This is a genomic window from Bradyrhizobium sp. cf659 (genome assembly GCF_900113725.1).
In the GTDB taxonomy this organism is placed as follows: Bacteria; Pseudomonadota; Alphaproteobacteria; order Rhizobiales; family Xanthobacteraceae; genus Bradyrhizobium.
Genome location: NZ_FOQJ01000005.1, coordinates 29,500 through 44,220 on the forward strand (window position 1 = coordinate 29,500; position 14,721 = coordinate 44,220).

Sequence of the window (14,721 nt, forward strand, 5' to 3'; positions counted from 1 at the left end):
CTCTCTCCTGTTCTTCTCTCTCTGAATGGCTAGGCGGCGACTGACTCTCGGGCGTCGACGCGCGGATCGAGCTCGCCGGCGCGATAACGCCGCGCCATCTCGCTCAAGGGAACGACCTTGATCCTGCTGGCGTGGCCCGCGGTGCCGAACTGTTCGAAGCGCTCGCGGCAGAGGTCGCGCATCGCATCCATCGCCGGCTTGAGGAATTTGCGCGGATCGAACTCATTGCGACTTTGCGCCGCGACCTTGCGGAACACCGCGGTCATCGCCAATCGGCAGTCGGTGTCGATATTGACCTTGCGCACACCGCTCTTGATGCCGCGCACGATCTCTTCCACCGGCACGCCCCAGGTCTGCGGCATCTCGCCGCCGAACTGGTTGAACATGTCCTGGAGCGGCTGCGGCACCGAGGACGAGCCGTGCATGACGAGATGCGTGTTCGGCAGCCGGCGGTGAATCTCCTCGACCACCCGCATCGCCAGGATATCGCCATCGGGCTTGCGGCTGAACTTGTAGGCGCCGTGCGAGGTGCCCATCGCAATGGCCAGTGCATCGACTTTCGTCGCGCGGACGAAATCGACGGCCTGGTCTGGATCGGTCAGCAGCTGGTCGTGGCTGACCTTGCCCTCGACGCCATGACCGTCCTCCTGCTCGCCGCCGCCATGTTCGAGCGAGCCGAGCACGCCGAGCTCGCCTTCGACCGAGGCGCCGACCCAATGGGCGAGATCGACGACGCGGCGGGTGATCGCGACGTTGTAGTCGTAGTCGGCCGCGGTCTTGGCGTCGGCCTTCAGCGAGCCGTCCATCATCACCGAGGTGAAGCCGTGCGCGATGGCGGACGCGCAGGTCGCCTCGTCATTGCCGTGGTCCTGGTGCATGCAGAGCGGGATGTCGGGATAAGTCCGCTCCAGCGCGTCGATCATGTGGGAGAGCATGAGGTCGCCGGCATAGCTGCGCGCGCCGCGCGAGGCCTGGATGATCACGGGCGCATCGACCTCGGCGGCCGCCTGCATGATCGCGATCCCCTGCTCCATGTTGTTGATGTTGAACGCCGGCACCGCGTAGCCGTGGCTGGCGGCGTGATCGAGCAGTTGGCGAAGGGTGATACGGGCCAAGGGTCGTCCTCCTTATTGGCTCTTGCGGGCGATCGCCCGGCGGGCGGCTTCCGCAATGTCTTGCGGCGTGATGCCGAATTCGCGATACAGCACCGGCGCCGGCGCCGAGGCGCCGAAGCCGCGCATGCCGACGAATTCACCGTCGGCGCCGATCCAGCGCGGCCAATCGCCGAGCACGGCCGCCTCGATCCCGACACGCGGCGCGGTGCCGAGCACGGCGGCGCGGTAATCCTCCGGCTGCTCCTCGAACAGCGCGAAGCAGGGCGCGGAGACGACGGCCGCGCGGATGTGCTCGGTCGCGAGCAGGCGGGCGGCTTCCAGCGCGATCGAGACTTCCGAGCCGGTCGCCATCAGCGTCACATCGCGGCCGCCATCCGGCGAGACCACGAGATAGGCACCGCGCGCGACACGGTTTCTGCCGCGCACATCACTGCGGAACGTCGGCAAGGCTTGCCGCGACAGGCAAAGCACGGAGGGACGATGCTCCGCCGCAAAGGCGCAGTCCCAGGCCTCCAGCGTCTCCACCGCATCGGCGGGGCGGAACACCAGAAGGTTCGGGATCACGCGCAGCGCGGCGAGATGCTCGACCGGCTGGTGCGTCGGGCCGTCCTCTCCGAGACCGATGGAGTCGTGCGTCATCACGTGGATGACGCGCAGCCGCATCAAGGCCGCAAGGCGGATCGCCGGCCGGCTGTAGTCGGAGAACGCGAGGAACGTGCCGCCATAGGGAATGAAGCCGCCGTGCAGCGCGAGGCCGTTCATTGCGGCGGCCATGCCGTGCTCGCGAATGCCGTAGTGGATGTAGTCGCCGGCGAACGCGCCACTCTTGACAGGAGTTTGCGCCTTGGCATGGGTCAGGTTCGAATGCGTCAGGTCCGCGGAGCCGCCGACCAGGCCGGGAATTGTCCCGGCGATGCCGTCGAGCACCTGTTGCGAGGCCTGCCGCGTCGCGAGCTTCGGCCGCTCGCTCGCAAAGCGTTCGCGCAATTTCGCCGCAGCCAGCGCATAGGCGGCCGGCAGGGCGACGACCTTGCCTTCGACGAACAGATCGCGCTGCTCGGGCGTCGCACTTTCATAGCGATCGAGCCAGGCGAGACGCTCGACCTGCCCGCGCTGTCCGATCATGCGCCACGCCTTGAGGATCGGAATCGGCACCACGAACGGCTGATAGTCCCAGCCGAGCGTTCGGCGCGCCGCAGCGGTCTGCTCGGTGCCGAGCGGCGCGCCATGCGCCTTCTCCGTGCCCTGCCGGTCCGGCGCGCCATAACCGATGACGGTGCGGCAGGCGATCAGCGACGGCTTTGTGGTCTCGCGCTCTTCGGCGATCGCCTGCGCAACCGCTTCGGGATCGTGCCCATCGACGCCGCGCACCGACCAGCCGGAGGCGGCGAAGCGCGCGAGCTGGTCGTCCGATGTCGCAAGCGACGTCGGTCCGTCGATGGAGATGCCGTTGTCGTCGAACAACACGATCAGGCGGCCGAGCTGGAGATGGCCGGCGAGCGAGATCGCCTCCTGGCTGAGGCCTTCCATCAGGCAGCCGTCGCCCGCGATGACATACGTGAAGTGGTCGACGAGCCCATCGCCATGCCGCGCATTGGCCATGCGCTCGGCGAGCGCCATGCCGACGGCCGTGGCAATCCCCTGCCCCAGCGGCCCGGTCGTGGTCTCGACCCCTGGCGTGTGGCCGTATTCGGGATGGCCCGGTGTCTTCGAGCCCCATTGCCGGAAGGCCTTGATGTCATCGAGGCTGACGGCGCCGCCGGTGAGATGGAGCAGTGCATAGAGCAGCATCGAGCCGTGGCCCGCGGAGAGCACGAAGCGATCGCGATCCGGCCAGTTCGGGTGCGCGGAGTCGAACTTCAGGAAGCGCGAGAACAGCACGGTCGCGACATCGGCCATGCCCATGGGCAGGCCGGGATGGCCGGACTGCGATGTCTCGATGGCATCGACCGCGAGGAAGCGGACGGCGTTGGCGAGATCGTTATGCGCGATAGCCGTGAGGTCGGCTTCGGCATGGACGGAGATGTTCATGGAATTCTCCCCTTGTTCACTTCAGGTTTCGCTTGCGCTCGATGAGCTGCATGATCAACGGCGTCAGGATCAGCTGCATTGCGAGGTCCAGCTTGGCGCCGGGGCACACGATCGAATTCGCGCGCGACATCCAGCTGTGGGGCAGCATCGAGAGCAGATACGGGAAGTCGATGCCGCGCGGGTTCTTGAAGCGGATCACGACCATCGATTCGTCCGGCGTCGGGATCCAGCGCGCGATGAACGGATTGGAGGTGTCCACCGTGGGCACGCGCTGGAAATTGATGTCGGTCTCGGTGAATTGCGGACAGATGTAGTGGATGTAATCCGGCATCCGCCGCAGGATGGTGTCGGTGACGGCCTCGGTCGAATAGCCCCGCGCGCTGCGGTCGCGATGCAGCTTCTGGATCCATTCGAGATTGATGACGGGCACGACGCCGATCTTCAGGTCGGCATAACGCGCGACGTTGACCTTGTCGGTGACGACGGCGCCGTGCAGGCCTTCGTAGAACAGCAGGTCGGAATTCTCCGGCAGCCGCTCCCATTCCGTGAAGGTGCCGGGAGGCACGCCGTGCAGCGCGGATTCCTCGGCATCGTGCACATAGTGTCGCGTCACCGCCGAGCCGGTCTCGCCGTAGTCGCGGAAGGCACGCTCCAGCTCCTCGAACAGATTGGTCTCGGGGCTGAAATGGCTGAAGTGCCTGTTGCCGCGCTCGGCCTCCTTCGCCATCTGCGTGCGCATCTCGGTGCGGTCATAACGATGGAAGGCGTCGCCCTCGATGTAGACGGCGTTGACCTTCTCGCGGAAGAATATCTGCTCGAACGTCTTCTTGACCGAGGTCGTGCCAGCGCCGGAGGAGCCGGTGATGGAGATGATCGGATGCTTCCTGGACATGTGTCCTCCTCCTCACAGCCTGAAGAAGCCGCGCCGCGCGAACAGCGGCGCCGAGACGCTGGCAACCAGCAGCGGATCGCAATGCAGCTCTTCGACGCGCCGCACCTCGTTGCTCGAGCCCATGATCAGCGGCACGCGCTGGTGCAGGCTTTGCGCCGACAGGTCGAGGACGCGCTCGCGTCCGGTCGAGGCCGAGCCGCCGGCCTGCTCGATGATGTAAGCCATCGGATGCGCCTCGTAGGTGAGGCGCAGGCGGCCGTCGCCATAGCCGGGCCGCGCGTCCGAGGGATAGAGGAACACGCCGCCGCGGGTGAGGATGCGATAGGCCTCCGCGACCAGCGAGCCGATCCAGCGCATGTTGAAATCGTGATTGGCGGGACCTTCGACGCCGGCGAGGCATTCGTCGACGAAGGCGCGCACCGGCGGATCCCAATGCCGGCGGTTCGACGCGTTGATCGCGAACTCCTCACCCGCTTCGGAGATCTGCACGGCGCTGCGCGCGAGACGGAAGCAGCCGGATTTGCGGTCGTAAGTGAAGATGTCGACGCCGTCGCCGAGCGTCAGCACCAGCGAGGTCTGCGGACCGTAGGTGACGAAGCCCGCCGCAAGCTGCGCCGAGCCGCGCTGATGGAAGGCGAGCGCGAGATCGTCGGGCGCGGGCAGAATCGAGAAGATCGTGCCGACGGTCATGTTGATGTCGATGTTGGAGGAGCCGTCGAGCGGATCGATCGCAACGCAGATCCTGGCCGCGCGGTCGACGATCTGCGGCTCGCGCATCTCCTCCGACGCCAGCGCTGCGATCGGCAGCTTGGCGAGACAGCGGCGCAGGATCGCATCCGCCTGGACGTCGAGATCCCGCTGGACGTCGCCGTCGCTGTTGCGGCCCGTGGTCAGGCCCGAAGCGTCCGCGAGATCGCCGGTGCCGATGAGGTCGGTGATCTCGATCGCCGCCGCCGCGATGGCATCGACCGCGGTCGCCACCGCCAGCGCGTGGGGCGCGGTCTCCGAGTACCGTTGAAGGTGGTCGTCCAGCCTGAGTTGCCCGGTCATCTGCGTCCATCCCCTGGCCGGCGCCGCATCCATGTCCCTCCCCGGTGGAGGTCGGTGCGGTCGGTCCCGGCACGAGAAGATTGACAGGGGTGGCTTAATAAGGAAAATTTCTATTCATAATGAGCGCCAAAGAATTTTCTTATAATGCCCCCGGCCATGCGGCGGCCCAGCTCCGGCATCTGACGATCCGGCAGCTTCGCTCGCTCGCGGCGCTTTCGGCCAAGGGCAGCGTGACCGCGGCCTCCGGCCATCTCGGGCTGACACAGCCGGCCGTGACCCAGCAGTTGCGCCAGCTTCAGGACCTCGCCGGCCTGCCTTTGGTGCAGCGGACCGGTGACGGCATGCTGCTGACGGAGGCGGGCAAGGAGGTTCTGGCGCTCGCCGAGCGGGTCGAAGCCGCGATCATGGACTGCCAGGGCGCGCTCGACCTGCTCGCCGGGCGGACCGGCGGCACCGTGCATCTCGGCGCGGTCTCGACCGCGAAGTATTTCGTCCCGCATGCGATTGCGGCATTCACCAAGCGGTACCCGAAGATCGAGATCAGGCTGACCATCGGCAACCGCGAGGAGATCCGCGAGGCCATGCACGGCTACGACCTCGATTTCGCGGTGATGGGTCGGCCACCGGCCGACGTCAGCGTCGACGTCCGTCAGCTCGGGCGCAATCCGCACGTCATCGTCGCCCGCAAGGGACACTGGCTGGAGAGGGATTCCGGCCTCAGCCTGACCGACCTCGTGCACGAGACCTTTCTCACCCGCGAGCCGGGATCGGGCACGCGCACGCTCATGGAGGGCATGTTCCAGAAGTCGGACCTCGAGCCGGTCATCGGCATGGAGATGAGCAGCAACGAGACCATCAAGCAGGCGGTCATCGCCGGGCTCGGCATCGCCTTCATCTCGGCTCACACCGTGGCGCACGAGCTTACCGAGGGCCGCCTGATCGTGCTCGACGTCGCCGGCCTTCCGATCGTCCGGCAATGGTACGTGATCCGGCGCAGCGACAAGGTGCTGCTGCCGCCGGCGCAGGCGATGTTCGATTTTCTGGGCTCGGAAGGCTCGAACTATCTGCCCGACGTGCCCGAGCTCGGCGAGCGCTAGCTCGCCGATGCTTACCCCATCAGCTTCATCGCAATCGTCGCTGCGAGAATGACGATGATCTGAAGCAGGCGCTCTGTCGTGAAGATGCGGTTGAAGGTGGTCATCGCTCGCCCCCGGCCGACGTGAAGGAGATCCGGGCGACTTGCTATCATGCGCAGGCGCCGGGGTAACTCCGTAGTCGCCACGGGTTCTGCTCCCGACCAGAGCCGGCGATCGCCGGCGTTCGCCGCCGATCTCCTTGCGGCGATGGTTAACGATCAGGCTGCGCGCGGAGCGGCGTAATCCATGTGCGTGGCGAAATAGGCTTCCAGCTCCGACAGCGCCCGCGCTTCCCAATCCCTCGCCTGCTCCAGCAGCGACCAGCTCTGGCCCGGGCGGAATGCGGCGGTCTGGCGATAGAGCGATGCGATGCCGCGATAGCGGCGCACGTTCTCCAAGATGGCGTTCCCGTTTACTTGGCCGTTCATGTCCGAAAACTCCCTCGTCATTCCTGGGGGAGAAATTGCGGCCAAATCTTTTTCGAAAAGTTAGCGGCGCGCGGCAAGCTGGCGAATGGTTGCCGGACTGTTGCGCGGGCGCAACGTGCGCACGCCCGCATCGCCGGTCTATTGCGAATTCGTTGCCGCGCTCTCGCCCGAACGCTTCAGCCCGCCGCGGCTGATGATCGTCATCGTTTCGCGGCAGAGATCGGCCAGGCCGATCAGGAGCACGGCGAGGAGGCAGAACAGGTTGATGGAATCGGTGTTTGCGCTGGTCAGCGCATTGAACTCGAAGAAGGGCGGCATGAACGCCCACCACACCAGTGGAATGGTGAGCAGCGCGGCGAACGCCGCCGCCGGCGCGCCCGCGACCAATCCGAGCACGAACAGGCCGGGCAGGAACGCCGCGAAATAGAGTTTTGCGCCGAGCGCGACGCAGATGCCCTGAAGCACCGCCGATAGTCCGACGACGACTAGTCCCAGCAGAAACGCCTGCCACGACCATGGCCGTACCCGCGGTACGGCAAACAGTCCCGCACGTCTCATCAGCCTCCCCCTGCCGCCCGTTAACCGGGCCTTGCGACCAAAGTACTACAGCGGCAGGGAAATCGCGAGGCGGAAAACGCATGCCCGAGCGTTTGGTAAACGCCGCATCGCACAATTTCACCGCTACTCCGTGACCGCATAGAGCAGGCCCGCGACGGGCAGAGCGAGGCCGATTCCCGATGCGAGGGCCCAGCCGCCTTGCGCAAAGGCCCAGGCGCCGATCGCGGAGCCGGCAGCGCCGGCTGCGAAGAACGTCGCCATGTAGAGGCCGTTGAGGCGGCTGCGATGTTCGTGCCCGAGCGCGAAGATGGCGCGGAAGCCGAGCACGACGTTGCCCTGGACGCCGATATCGATGGCGATCGCGGCCACCACCAGGCAGGCGAGGTTCAGCATCGAGCCGGCCGCGCCGATATAGGTCACGAGGAAACCCACGGCCGCGAGCAACATCGCGACCAGCGTCGCGATGCGGCTATGGCCGTGATCGGCGAGCCGTCCCGCGATTGGCGCGGCGAACACGCCGGCGACACCGGCCAGGGCAAACAGCGCGATGCCGCGCTGGGAGAAGCCGAACGCGCCGGCGAGCTGGAGTGGCGCGACCGTCCAGAACAGGGTGAAGCAACCGAACAGGCTCGCCTGGTAGAGCGCGCGGCGCCGGAGCAGCGGCATGGTGCGCACCAGATGCGGCATCGACAGCAGCAGCGTGCCGTAATGCATGCGCGCGACGGGCTTGCGCGTCGGCAGCACCATCCAGAGCACGGCTGCGAGCACGATCATCAGCGCGGCTGAGGCGAAGAACACCGCATGCCACGACGACGCAGCGGTGACGAAGCTCGACACCGGCCGCGCCAGCATGATGCCGAGCATCAGCCCGGTCGAGACGTTGCCGACGACGCGGCCGCGGATGGCCTCGGGCGCCAGATGCGCCGCATAGGGAATGATGATCTGCACCGCGACCGAGCCAAGCCCGATGAACAACGCGGCGATCAGGAACGGCAGCGCATGCGTCGCGAACGCGGCGGCGAGCAGCGCCGCGGCGCCGAGCGTGATGACGGAGCAGATCAGGGTACGGTTCTCGACGAGGTCGCCGAGCGGCACGATGAAGAGCAGCCCGGTGCCGTAGCCGATCTGCGTCATGGTGACGATCAGCCCGGCGGCGGCGTGCGACAGGCCGAGCGCAGCGCTGATCGGGGCGATCAGCGGCTGGGCATAGTAGATATTGGCGGCGACCATGCCACAGGCCGCGGCAAGCACGAAGGTCAGGCGCTGCGACACCGCATCCGGCTCGGGTGCGGTCTCGATGGTGGCATTCATCGTCATTGACACGGTCTCCATAGATTGGGAACGATCATTCCCTAATAAGGCAAGAATTCAGGCGAGCAGTTTCATCGCGACGCCGACCAGGCGCTCGCCGTCGAGCGGCAGGCGCGCCTTGCCGACGACGCGCATTCCCTGCGTGATGCAGATCATCAGCCGCGCGGTGTCGTCGGCCGCGACATGGCGGGGAATCGAGCCGTCCGCCTGCCCCTCGCGAATGAGGCCGGCGATGAAGTTCTCGTTGGTCGCGAGCTGCGCATTGACGCGGGCGCGGACCACCGGATCGACCGCGGAGAGCTCGACCGCGCTGCCGACCACGATGCAGCCGCGGCGCCCCTCGCTGCCCTGGGAGTGCTCGACATAGGACAGCAGCACATGGCGCAGCCGCTCGCGGCCGTTCGCCCCGCGCTCGGCCGCGCCGCGGGTCTGCTCCCGGCGCACTGTGGCGTAGCGCTCGAAGGCGGCGAGGAACACGGCATGCTTGTCGCGAAACGCCTTGTAGACGCTGCCGGTGGCAAGCCGCATCGCGGCGGTGAGGTCTCCGATCGACGTGGCATGATAGCCGCGCTCGCAAAACACCCGCACCGCCCCGTCCAGGGCAGTGTCCATGTCAAACTCCCGGGGACGGCCGGGTGGATGGGCAACGGCTTGCGATCGGCGGGCGGATTTTTGCATTGCGGGATGATAGGGAATGATTGTTTCCTAATCAAGACACCTGGTTGTGATTGGGGGAGAGACTGGCGGCCACAGCCACGGTGTCGTCCTGGGGAAGGCCAGGACGACATTGGGAGTGTTGCGCGCACTCTTCCCACATCGTCATTGCGAGCGCAGCGACTTCGTCCTCCAAGTACCACTGTCATTCCCCGCGAAGGCGGGGAATCCAGTACGCCGCGACTCCTCGGCCGAACCACAATTGTCTCGGAGTACTGGATCGCCCGGTCAAGCCGGGCGATGACGCCGAGTGTGGGGCGCACTGTCACCACACCGTCATTGCGAGCGCAGCGAAGCAATCCAGACTGTCACCGCGGAGGGATTCTGGATTGCTTCGCTGCGCTCGCAATGGCGGCGTATGAGGCATCGGCTTCGTCCTCCAAGTACCACTGTCATTCCCCGCGAAGGCGGGGAATCCAGTACGCCGCGGCTCCTCGGCCGAACCACAACTGTCTCGGAGTACTGGATCGCCCGGTCAAGCCGGGCGATGACAGCGAGTGTGGGGCGCACTGTCACCACACGGTCATTGCGAGCGCAGCGAAGCAATCCAGACTGTCACCGCTGAGGGATTCTAGATTGCTTCGCTGCGCTCGCAATGGCGGCGTATGAGGCATCGACTTCGTCCTCCAAGTACCACTGTCATTCCCCGCGAAGGCGGGGAATCCAGTACGCCGCGACTCCTCGGCCGAACCACAATTGTCTCGGAGTACTGGATCGCCCGGTCAAGCCGGGCGATGACGCCGAGTGTGGGGCGCACTGTCACCACACCGTCATTGCGAGCGCAGCGACTTGTCCGCCGAAGCTTTAGCGAAGGCGGAAGCAATCCAGAGTCTTTCCGCGGAGGGATTCTGGATTGCTTCGCTGCGCTCGCAATGACGGCGTATGAGGCATCGACTTCGTCCTCCAAGTACCACTGTCATTCCCCGCGAAGGCGGGGAATCCAGTACGCCGCGGCTCCTCGGCTGAACCACAATTGTCTCGGAGTACTGGATCGCCCGGTCGAGCCGGGCGATGACAGCGAGTGTATGGTTGCAGACACGCCTTCCCATTCTCGCGGCGCATTTCGCCCGAGCTTTGCTTCGTCGCTCCACCCTCTTGTCCAAGAGGGCGCAGGGAAGGCCGGGTGCTGACCTAGCACCCGCGGTCTGCTGCGCAAAAGGCACACGCAGAAAACCGCACAGCAGCATACAGGTGTAGCCAATCACTCGGCCTTCCCTGCGCAGTGGTTGGACGGCTTATGCCGTGCTCTCCCGGGAGCCGAGTTCGTTCTGGCCTCCCTCGCCTTCGCGGAATTCACCGGCACCGCGCCGGTTGACGCGACTGCCGCCTCCGCAAGAGCTTGACCGTAGCAACGACGGCCAGGACCACACGGTTTTGCCGTACGCACGGCCCGCCATTTCGCCGCGGTTTTTCCAGCCCTGTCGACCGAGCCGGAAACCTGCTGGCGAGACGAACCTGACAGCGCCGCTCGTCCAGCGCGAAGCCTTGGGGCTCACGGAGAGCAATCCGCCCTGCCCTTGGCCTCTCGCGCCCGACGCTGCCGCGTCCACCGCAAGCCCGGCTCGCGAAAATGACGACCACAAGATCGCCCCTCAAGGATGAGCCGGGATGGGCGACACATACGACAAATCCGAATTTCGGTAAAGTGGAATATTTTTGCGAGGACGGATTGACAGCTTCGCAGGTGTTTTGCCCGTCGGGTCGCAAAGCCTGTAGCCCGGATGAGCGAAGCGACATCCGGGGTCTTGCCACGGGCTACGGCGGTCCCGGGTATCGCTGCGCTCACCCGGGCTACAGCAGCATCACCCCTTCGGCCGCACCGGCGTGCCGTCGGCCATGGTGGTCACGCCCTTGCGTTCGACGATCATCTCGTAGGCGCGGGGCTGGCGGTGGACGTCGAAATTGAAGGTGGTGCGCTTGTAGGAGTTGCAGAGATCGAGGTCGCAGCGCGCCGGCGCGATCTCGTCGCCCTTGGTCGTGCACGCCGCGACGATCTCACCCGAAGGTGCGATGATGCAGCTGCCGCCGATGTGGTCGACGCCCTCCTCGAGGCCGGCCTTGGCAACGCCGACCACGAAGGTGCCGTTCTGGTAGGCGCCGGCCTGCATCACAAGGTGATTGTGGAACAGCGAGAGATCGTCGTGCTCGGGCGCAGGCGGATTGTGCACCGGCGTGTTGTAGCCGATCATCACCATCTCGACGCCCTGGAGGCCCATCACCCGGTAGGTCTCGCTCCAGCGGCGGTCGTTGCAGATCGCCATTCCCATGACGCCGCCGAACGCGTTGGTCACGCCAAAACCGCTGCCGGGCTCGAAGTAACGCTTTTCCAGATGCTGAAATTCGCGCCACGGCTCATGCTCGGCATGGCCGGGCAAATGGACCTTGCGGTATTTCGCGACGATCGCACCGCTCTTGTCCACCAGGATGGAGGAATTGTAGCGCCTGGTGACGCCGGCCTCGACCGTCAGCTCGGCATAGCCGAGGTAAAATCCGATGCCGATCTCGCGCGCGAGGTCGAACAACGCGCGCGTCTGCGCCCCCGGCATCTCGCGCTCGAAGAAGCTGTCGATCTCCGCCTGGTCCTCGAAATACCAGCGCGGAAAGAACGTGGTCAGCGCGAGCTCGGGATAGACGATCAGGTCGCAGCCGCAAGCCTTCGCCTGGCGCATCAACGCCATCAGGCGCGCCACAACCTCGGTCCTCGTCTCAGCTCTCGCAATCGGGCCAAGCTGGCCGGCCGCAACATTCACAAATCTCGCCACGCGTTTTTCCTTCGCTTCCTCGACTTGCGTCGCCATGCGCTATCGCGCGGCGCGCTGTCGCGATCGCCCACATGCAGATTCCGCGCCTGTAACGCGCATCGCGCAAGGGCAAGCGGCCCTGCACATCCAGTCGGGGAACCATCGTTGCCCTTTTGCAACGGTTCCCCACGGTCTGAAGCCGGACAAGAGAAACTCCCATTGCGGCCACGAACCGCTCTCACAACGCCGTGAGACTACAGGGGAACTACGATGCGCGCACAACGCGTTTGGAAAGTGAACGGGGCCGCCAGCATCGGGCAGCTTCAATCGAGACTGGACGATCTGAACAAGCGTCTCAGCCAGCTCGAAAGCCAGCATCCTGAGAGCTGGAAGGTCGAAGAGCTCAGATCAAGCGCACTCAGCCTGTCGCGCGAGATCGACGACATCCGCTGCGCCGAGGCGACGGCGGCGCTGAGCGAGCTGCTGCGGAAGTAGGCGGGACGGCGGCGATTCGCCGTTGCGTCGGGAACCAACATCCGTCGCCGCCATTTCCATCAGAGCATGGAGCAAAATCATGACCAGGCACCTGACGCGAGCCCATCTCGCACGCGGCGTGGCCGGCGCGGTTTCCACGCTGGTCCTGTGCGCGACGGCGGCATTCACCATCGCGCACCACTTCGCGCTGTGAGGGATTTCGCATGACATCCGACCCCGAGGAGTCGGTGAGGCTGCAAGGTTTTGGCGAGATGACGTTGCGCACGGCGATCGCGACGCTCATGGCGCTCGCGCCGCGCGCGCGATCACAGGCCGCCGTCTTCCGCGTCCGCGACGGCTCACGTTTGGCCGCGCGCGAGATCGCCGACCTCGCGTCGGATTGGGGCATGACGCCGATGGCTGAAGTCAGGTCGCCAAGGCTGGTCCCGGAGCCGCACTGGTCGGACATTGTCCGCAGCATGGTGCGCGAGGCGCCGCTGCCGGCGCTGATGGTGGCGTTTCTGGTGGGCGTGCTGGTGGCGCGGCGGTAGTGCCGAGTCTCAAGCGGCGCGGGCCGATTTCGCGCGGTCCTCCAGGGCATTTATCGTCGACACGAGATTGTCACGTCGTACCCGAAGGGTTGCCGCCAGCAACGGATAGGACGGGTGCTGCCTGTCGAACACCCCGGCCTTGGCCTCTTCTTCGAGGATGTCGGAATTCATGAGCTGAACGCGCCACCACAGATCCGCAATCAGCGCGCTAAGCCGAAGCTCTCCAGTGGAGCCGAAACGGGACACTTCTGTCATTGTTTGCCTCAACCTGAAACAGTCCCTCCGCTAGGGGCTGACTTTGGTCCTGACTGAGCAAACGGAGTGCCAGGGCTGCAGGCGGGTCAGATGCGCCAACCTGCACGATCGCGCGGCCTGCACAGGGGCGATCGCAATCGGCATGGCCGGCAAGGCGCATCGGTCGCGCGAGCCATGCCGCCGCGGCAGACGCCCCTGCTTGGGCCAAATCGGCCGTGGACCCGCCCTGAAAATCGTTGCAAAAAGGCGCTCCCGAGGCGCCGGCGGCCGGTCCGCCAAGCCTCTGGAAAACGTCGGCTTTTGGAAGAATGGTCGGAGTGGCAGGATTCGAACCTGCGACCCCTGCGTCCCGAACGCAGTGCTCTACCGGGCTGAGCCACACTCCGACAAGAGGCCGGCTTATAGCGTTGGGTTTGGCGCACCGCAAGCGGCCGAGTTGAGGAATTTTATCCCTGTGAAAACGGGTCTTGAAACGCTGATTTTACCGGCTGGCGATGCCGCCGCCGGGGCCGCCGCCCGGACGCTGGCGGCCGGAGGGCTGGTCGCGTTTCCGACCGAGACGGTCTACGGGCTCGGCGCGGACGCCGCCAATGCCACCGCCATCGCTCATCTCTATGCCGCCAAGGGGCGCCCGGCCTTCAATCCGCTGATCGCCCATGTCGCGGACATTGCCGCCGCGCAGGCCATCGGGCGGTTTGACGCGCGCGCCCTGAAGCTGGCGCAGGCGTTCTGGCCGGGGCCGCTGACGCTGGTGGTGCCGAAGACGGACGGCTGCCCGGTGGCCGATCTCGCCACCGCGGGCCTCGACACCGTCGCGATCCGCATTCCCGCCCACCCGGTGGCGCAGGCGATCCTGCGTGCCTTTGGCGGGGCTGTGGTGGCACCGTCGGCGAACATCTCCGGCCACGTCTCGCCGACGCTGGCCGCCCATGTCGAGAGCGATCTTGCGGGGCGGATCGACCTGATCGTCGACGGCGGGCCGGTCGCGGTCGGCGTCGAATCCACCATTGTCGGCTGCCTCGACGCGCCGATGCTGCTCCGGCCCGGCGGACTGTCGCGCGAGCGGATCGAGGCCGTGCTCGGCGCAGCCCTGGCGCGGCCGCCGGCGGAGGCGGAGAGCGACGACAGCCAGCCGCTGGCGCCGGGCATGCTGGCCTCGCATTACGCGCCGCGCGCCAATGTGCGGCTCAATGCGTGCGAGGTAGCGCCGGGCGAAACGCTGCTGGCGTTCGGGCCCTCACGCCTCCCCGGCCTTGACGCCGCAGCGGCCGTCATGAATTTGTCGCCCGCCGGTGATCTCGACGAGGCCGCCGCCAATCTGTTCGGCTATCTTCGCACCCTCGATGCGAAGGGCCCGCGCACGATCGCGGTGATGGCGATCCCCGAAGACGGTTTGGGCGAGGCGATCAACGACCGGCTGCGGCGAGCTGCGGTGGCGAGATAGCGCATGATCCGGAAAAGTGTG

At 66.1% G+C, this 14,721-nt stretch carries 14 protein-coding genes and 1 tRNA gene; 4 read left to right on the forward strand and 11 right to left on the reverse strand.

The features are described from left to right. Positions 1-29 precede the first annotated feature (29 nt). The 4 genes from fba to BM118_RS22190 are packed head-to-tail and all read right to left on the reverse strand — an operon-like array spanning position 30 to position 5,088. Positions 30-1,115 (reverse strand): class II fructose-bisphosphate aldolase, encoded by a 1,086-nt coding sequence (gene fba / locus BM118_RS22175; protein ID WP_092187632.1) that lies wholly within the window; start codon positions 1,113-1,115, stop codon positions 30-32. Between the two features lie 12 nt (positions 1,116-1,127). Then, on the reverse strand, positions 1,128-3,146 hold the full coding sequence (gene tkt, locus BM118_RS22180; RefSeq protein ID WP_092187633.1) for a transketolase: 2,019 nt from the start codon (positions 3,144-3,146) through the stop codon (positions 1,128-1,130). Between the two features lie 16 nt (positions 3,147-3,162). After that, on the reverse strand, positions 3,163-4,038 hold the full coding sequence (locus tag BM118_RS22185) for a phosphoribulokinase (RefSeq protein ID WP_092187634.1): 876 nt from the start codon (positions 4,036-4,038) through the stop codon (positions 3,163-3,165). A gap of 12 nt (positions 4,039-4,050) precedes the next feature. Then, complete coding sequence (locus BM118_RS22190) at positions 4,051-5,088, reverse strand: class 1 fructose-bisphosphatase (RefSeq protein ID WP_092187969.1); 1,038 nt, start codon at positions 5,086-5,088, stop codon at positions 4,051-4,053. Positions 5,089-5,207: 119 nt separating this feature from the next. Here BM118_RS22190 and BM118_RS22195 point away from each other — a divergent pair, with 119 nt between their 5' ends. After that, the gene (locus BM118_RS22195; RefSeq protein WP_092187635.1) at positions 5,208-6,185 is read left to right on the forward strand and encodes a LysR family transcriptional regulator; all 978 of its coding nucleotides are present in this window, start codon (positions 5,208-5,210) and stop codon (positions 6,183-6,185) included. A gap of 257 nt (positions 6,186-6,442) precedes the next feature. Here BM118_RS22195 and BM118_RS22200 read toward each other — a convergent pair whose 3' ends face one another. The 5 genes from BM118_RS22200 to BM118_RS22235 form a co-directional block, all read right to left on the reverse strand. Next, complete coding sequence (locus BM118_RS22200; protein ID WP_092187636.1) at positions 6,443-6,652, reverse strand: hypothetical protein; 210 nt, start codon at positions 6,650-6,652, stop codon at positions 6,443-6,445. Positions 6,653-6,790: 138 nt separating this feature from the next. Beyond that, positions 6,791-7,210 (reverse strand): DUF4118 domain-containing protein, encoded by a 420-nt coding sequence (locus tag BM118_RS22205; RefSeq protein ID WP_092187637.1) that lies wholly within the window; start codon positions 7,208-7,210, stop codon positions 6,791-6,793. Positions 7,211-7,333: 123 nt separating this feature from the next. Beyond that, positions 7,334-8,527, reverse strand: a complete 1,194-nt coding sequence (locus BM118_RS22210) for an MFS transporter (protein WP_092187970.1) — start codon at positions 8,525-8,527, stop codon at positions 7,334-7,336. 51 nt (positions 8,528-8,578) lie between these two features. Further along, positions 8,579-9,133: a TetR/AcrR family transcriptional regulator gene (locus tag BM118_RS22215; RefSeq protein ID WP_244550200.1), complete on the reverse strand. Its 555-nt coding sequence runs from the start codon at positions 9,131-9,133 to the stop codon at positions 8,579-8,581. Between the two features lie 1,904 nt (positions 9,134-11,037). Continuing rightward, on the reverse strand, positions 11,038-11,997 hold the full coding sequence (locus BM118_RS22235) for an N-carbamoyl-D-amino-acid hydrolase (protein WP_092187971.1): 960 nt from the start codon (positions 11,995-11,997) through the stop codon (positions 11,038-11,040). A 249-nt stretch (positions 11,998-12,246) separates the two neighbouring features. Here BM118_RS22235 and BM118_RS22240 point away from each other — a divergent pair, with 249 nt between their 5' ends. Both BM118_RS22240 and BM118_RS22245 read left to right on the forward strand, forming a co-directional pair. Further along, positions 12,247-12,471, forward strand: coding sequence for a hypothetical protein (locus tag BM118_RS22240; protein ID WP_011085360.1), 225 nt, complete (start codon positions 12,247-12,249; stop codon positions 12,469-12,471). A 203-nt stretch (positions 12,472-12,674) separates the two neighbouring features. Next, complete coding sequence (locus BM118_RS22245; protein WP_092187640.1) at positions 12,675-13,001, forward strand: hypothetical protein; 327 nt, start codon at positions 12,675-12,677, stop codon at positions 12,999-13,001. 9 nt (positions 13,002-13,010) lie between these two features. Here BM118_RS22245 and BM118_RS22250 read toward each other — a convergent pair whose 3' ends face one another. Continuing rightward, positions 13,011-13,256: a hypothetical protein gene (locus BM118_RS22250; protein WP_092187641.1), complete on the reverse strand. Its 246-nt coding sequence runs from the start codon at positions 13,254-13,256 to the stop codon at positions 13,011-13,013. A 309-nt stretch (positions 13,257-13,565) separates the two neighbouring features. Then, a tRNA-Pro gene (locus tag BM118_RS22255) sits at positions 13,566-13,642 on the reverse strand. A 68-nt stretch (positions 13,643-13,710) separates the two neighbouring features. On the opposite strand from BM118_RS22255, the gene BM118_RS22260 reads away from it, so the two are divergent. Further along, positions 13,711-14,700, forward strand: coding sequence for an L-threonylcarbamoyladenylate synthase (locus tag BM118_RS22260; protein ID WP_092187642.1), 990 nt, complete (start codon positions 13,711-13,713; stop codon positions 14,698-14,700). Positions 14,701-14,721: the final 21 nt, after the last annotated feature.

What these genes read in the sequence shown, in the direction of transcription:
- tkt (WP_092187633.1), bottom strand. Translation starts at nt 3,146, where the DNA reads ATGAACATCTCCGTCCATGCCGAAGCCGACCTCACGGCTATCGCGCAT.
- BM118_RS22185 (WP_092187634.1), bottom strand. Translation starts at nt 4,038, where the DNA reads ATGTCCAGGAAGCATCCGATCATCTCCATCACCGGCTCCTCCGGCGCT.
- BM118_RS22190 (WP_092187969.1), bottom strand. Translation starts at nt 5,088, where the DNA reads ATGACCGGGCAACTCAGGCTGGACGACCACCTTCAACGGTACTCGGAG.
- BM118_RS22195 (WP_092187635.1), top strand. Translation starts at nt 5,208, where the DNA reads ATGAGCGCCAAAGAATTTTCTTATAATGCCCCCGGCCATGCGGCGGCC.
- BM118_RS22200 (WP_092187636.1), bottom strand. Translation starts at nt 6,652, where the DNA reads ATGAACGGCCAAGTAAACGGGAACGCCATCTTGGAGAACGTGCGCCGC.
- BM118_RS22205 (WP_092187637.1), bottom strand. Translation starts at nt 7,210, where the DNA reads ATGAGACGTGCGGGACTGTTTGCCGTACCGCGGGTACGGCCATGGTCG.
- BM118_RS22210 (WP_092187970.1), bottom strand. Translation starts at nt 8,527, where the DNA reads ATGACGATGAATGCCACCATCGAGACCGCACCCGAGCCGGATGCGGTG.
- BM118_RS22215 (WP_244550200.1), bottom strand. Translation starts at nt 9,133, where the DNA reads ATGGACACTGCCCTGGACGGGGCGGTGCGGGTGTTTTGCGAGCGCGGC.
- BM118_RS22240 (WP_011085360.1), top strand. Translation starts at nt 12,247, where the DNA reads ATGCGCGCACAACGCGTTTGGAAAGTGAACGGGGCCGCCAGCATCGGG.
- BM118_RS22245 (WP_092187640.1), top strand. Translation starts at nt 12,675, where the DNA reads ATGACATCCGACCCCGAGGAGTCGGTGAGGCTGCAAGGTTTTGGCGAG.
- BM118_RS22250 (WP_092187641.1), bottom strand. Translation starts at nt 13,256, where the DNA reads ATGACAGAAGTGTCCCGTTTCGGCTCCACTGGAGAGCTTCGGCTTAGC.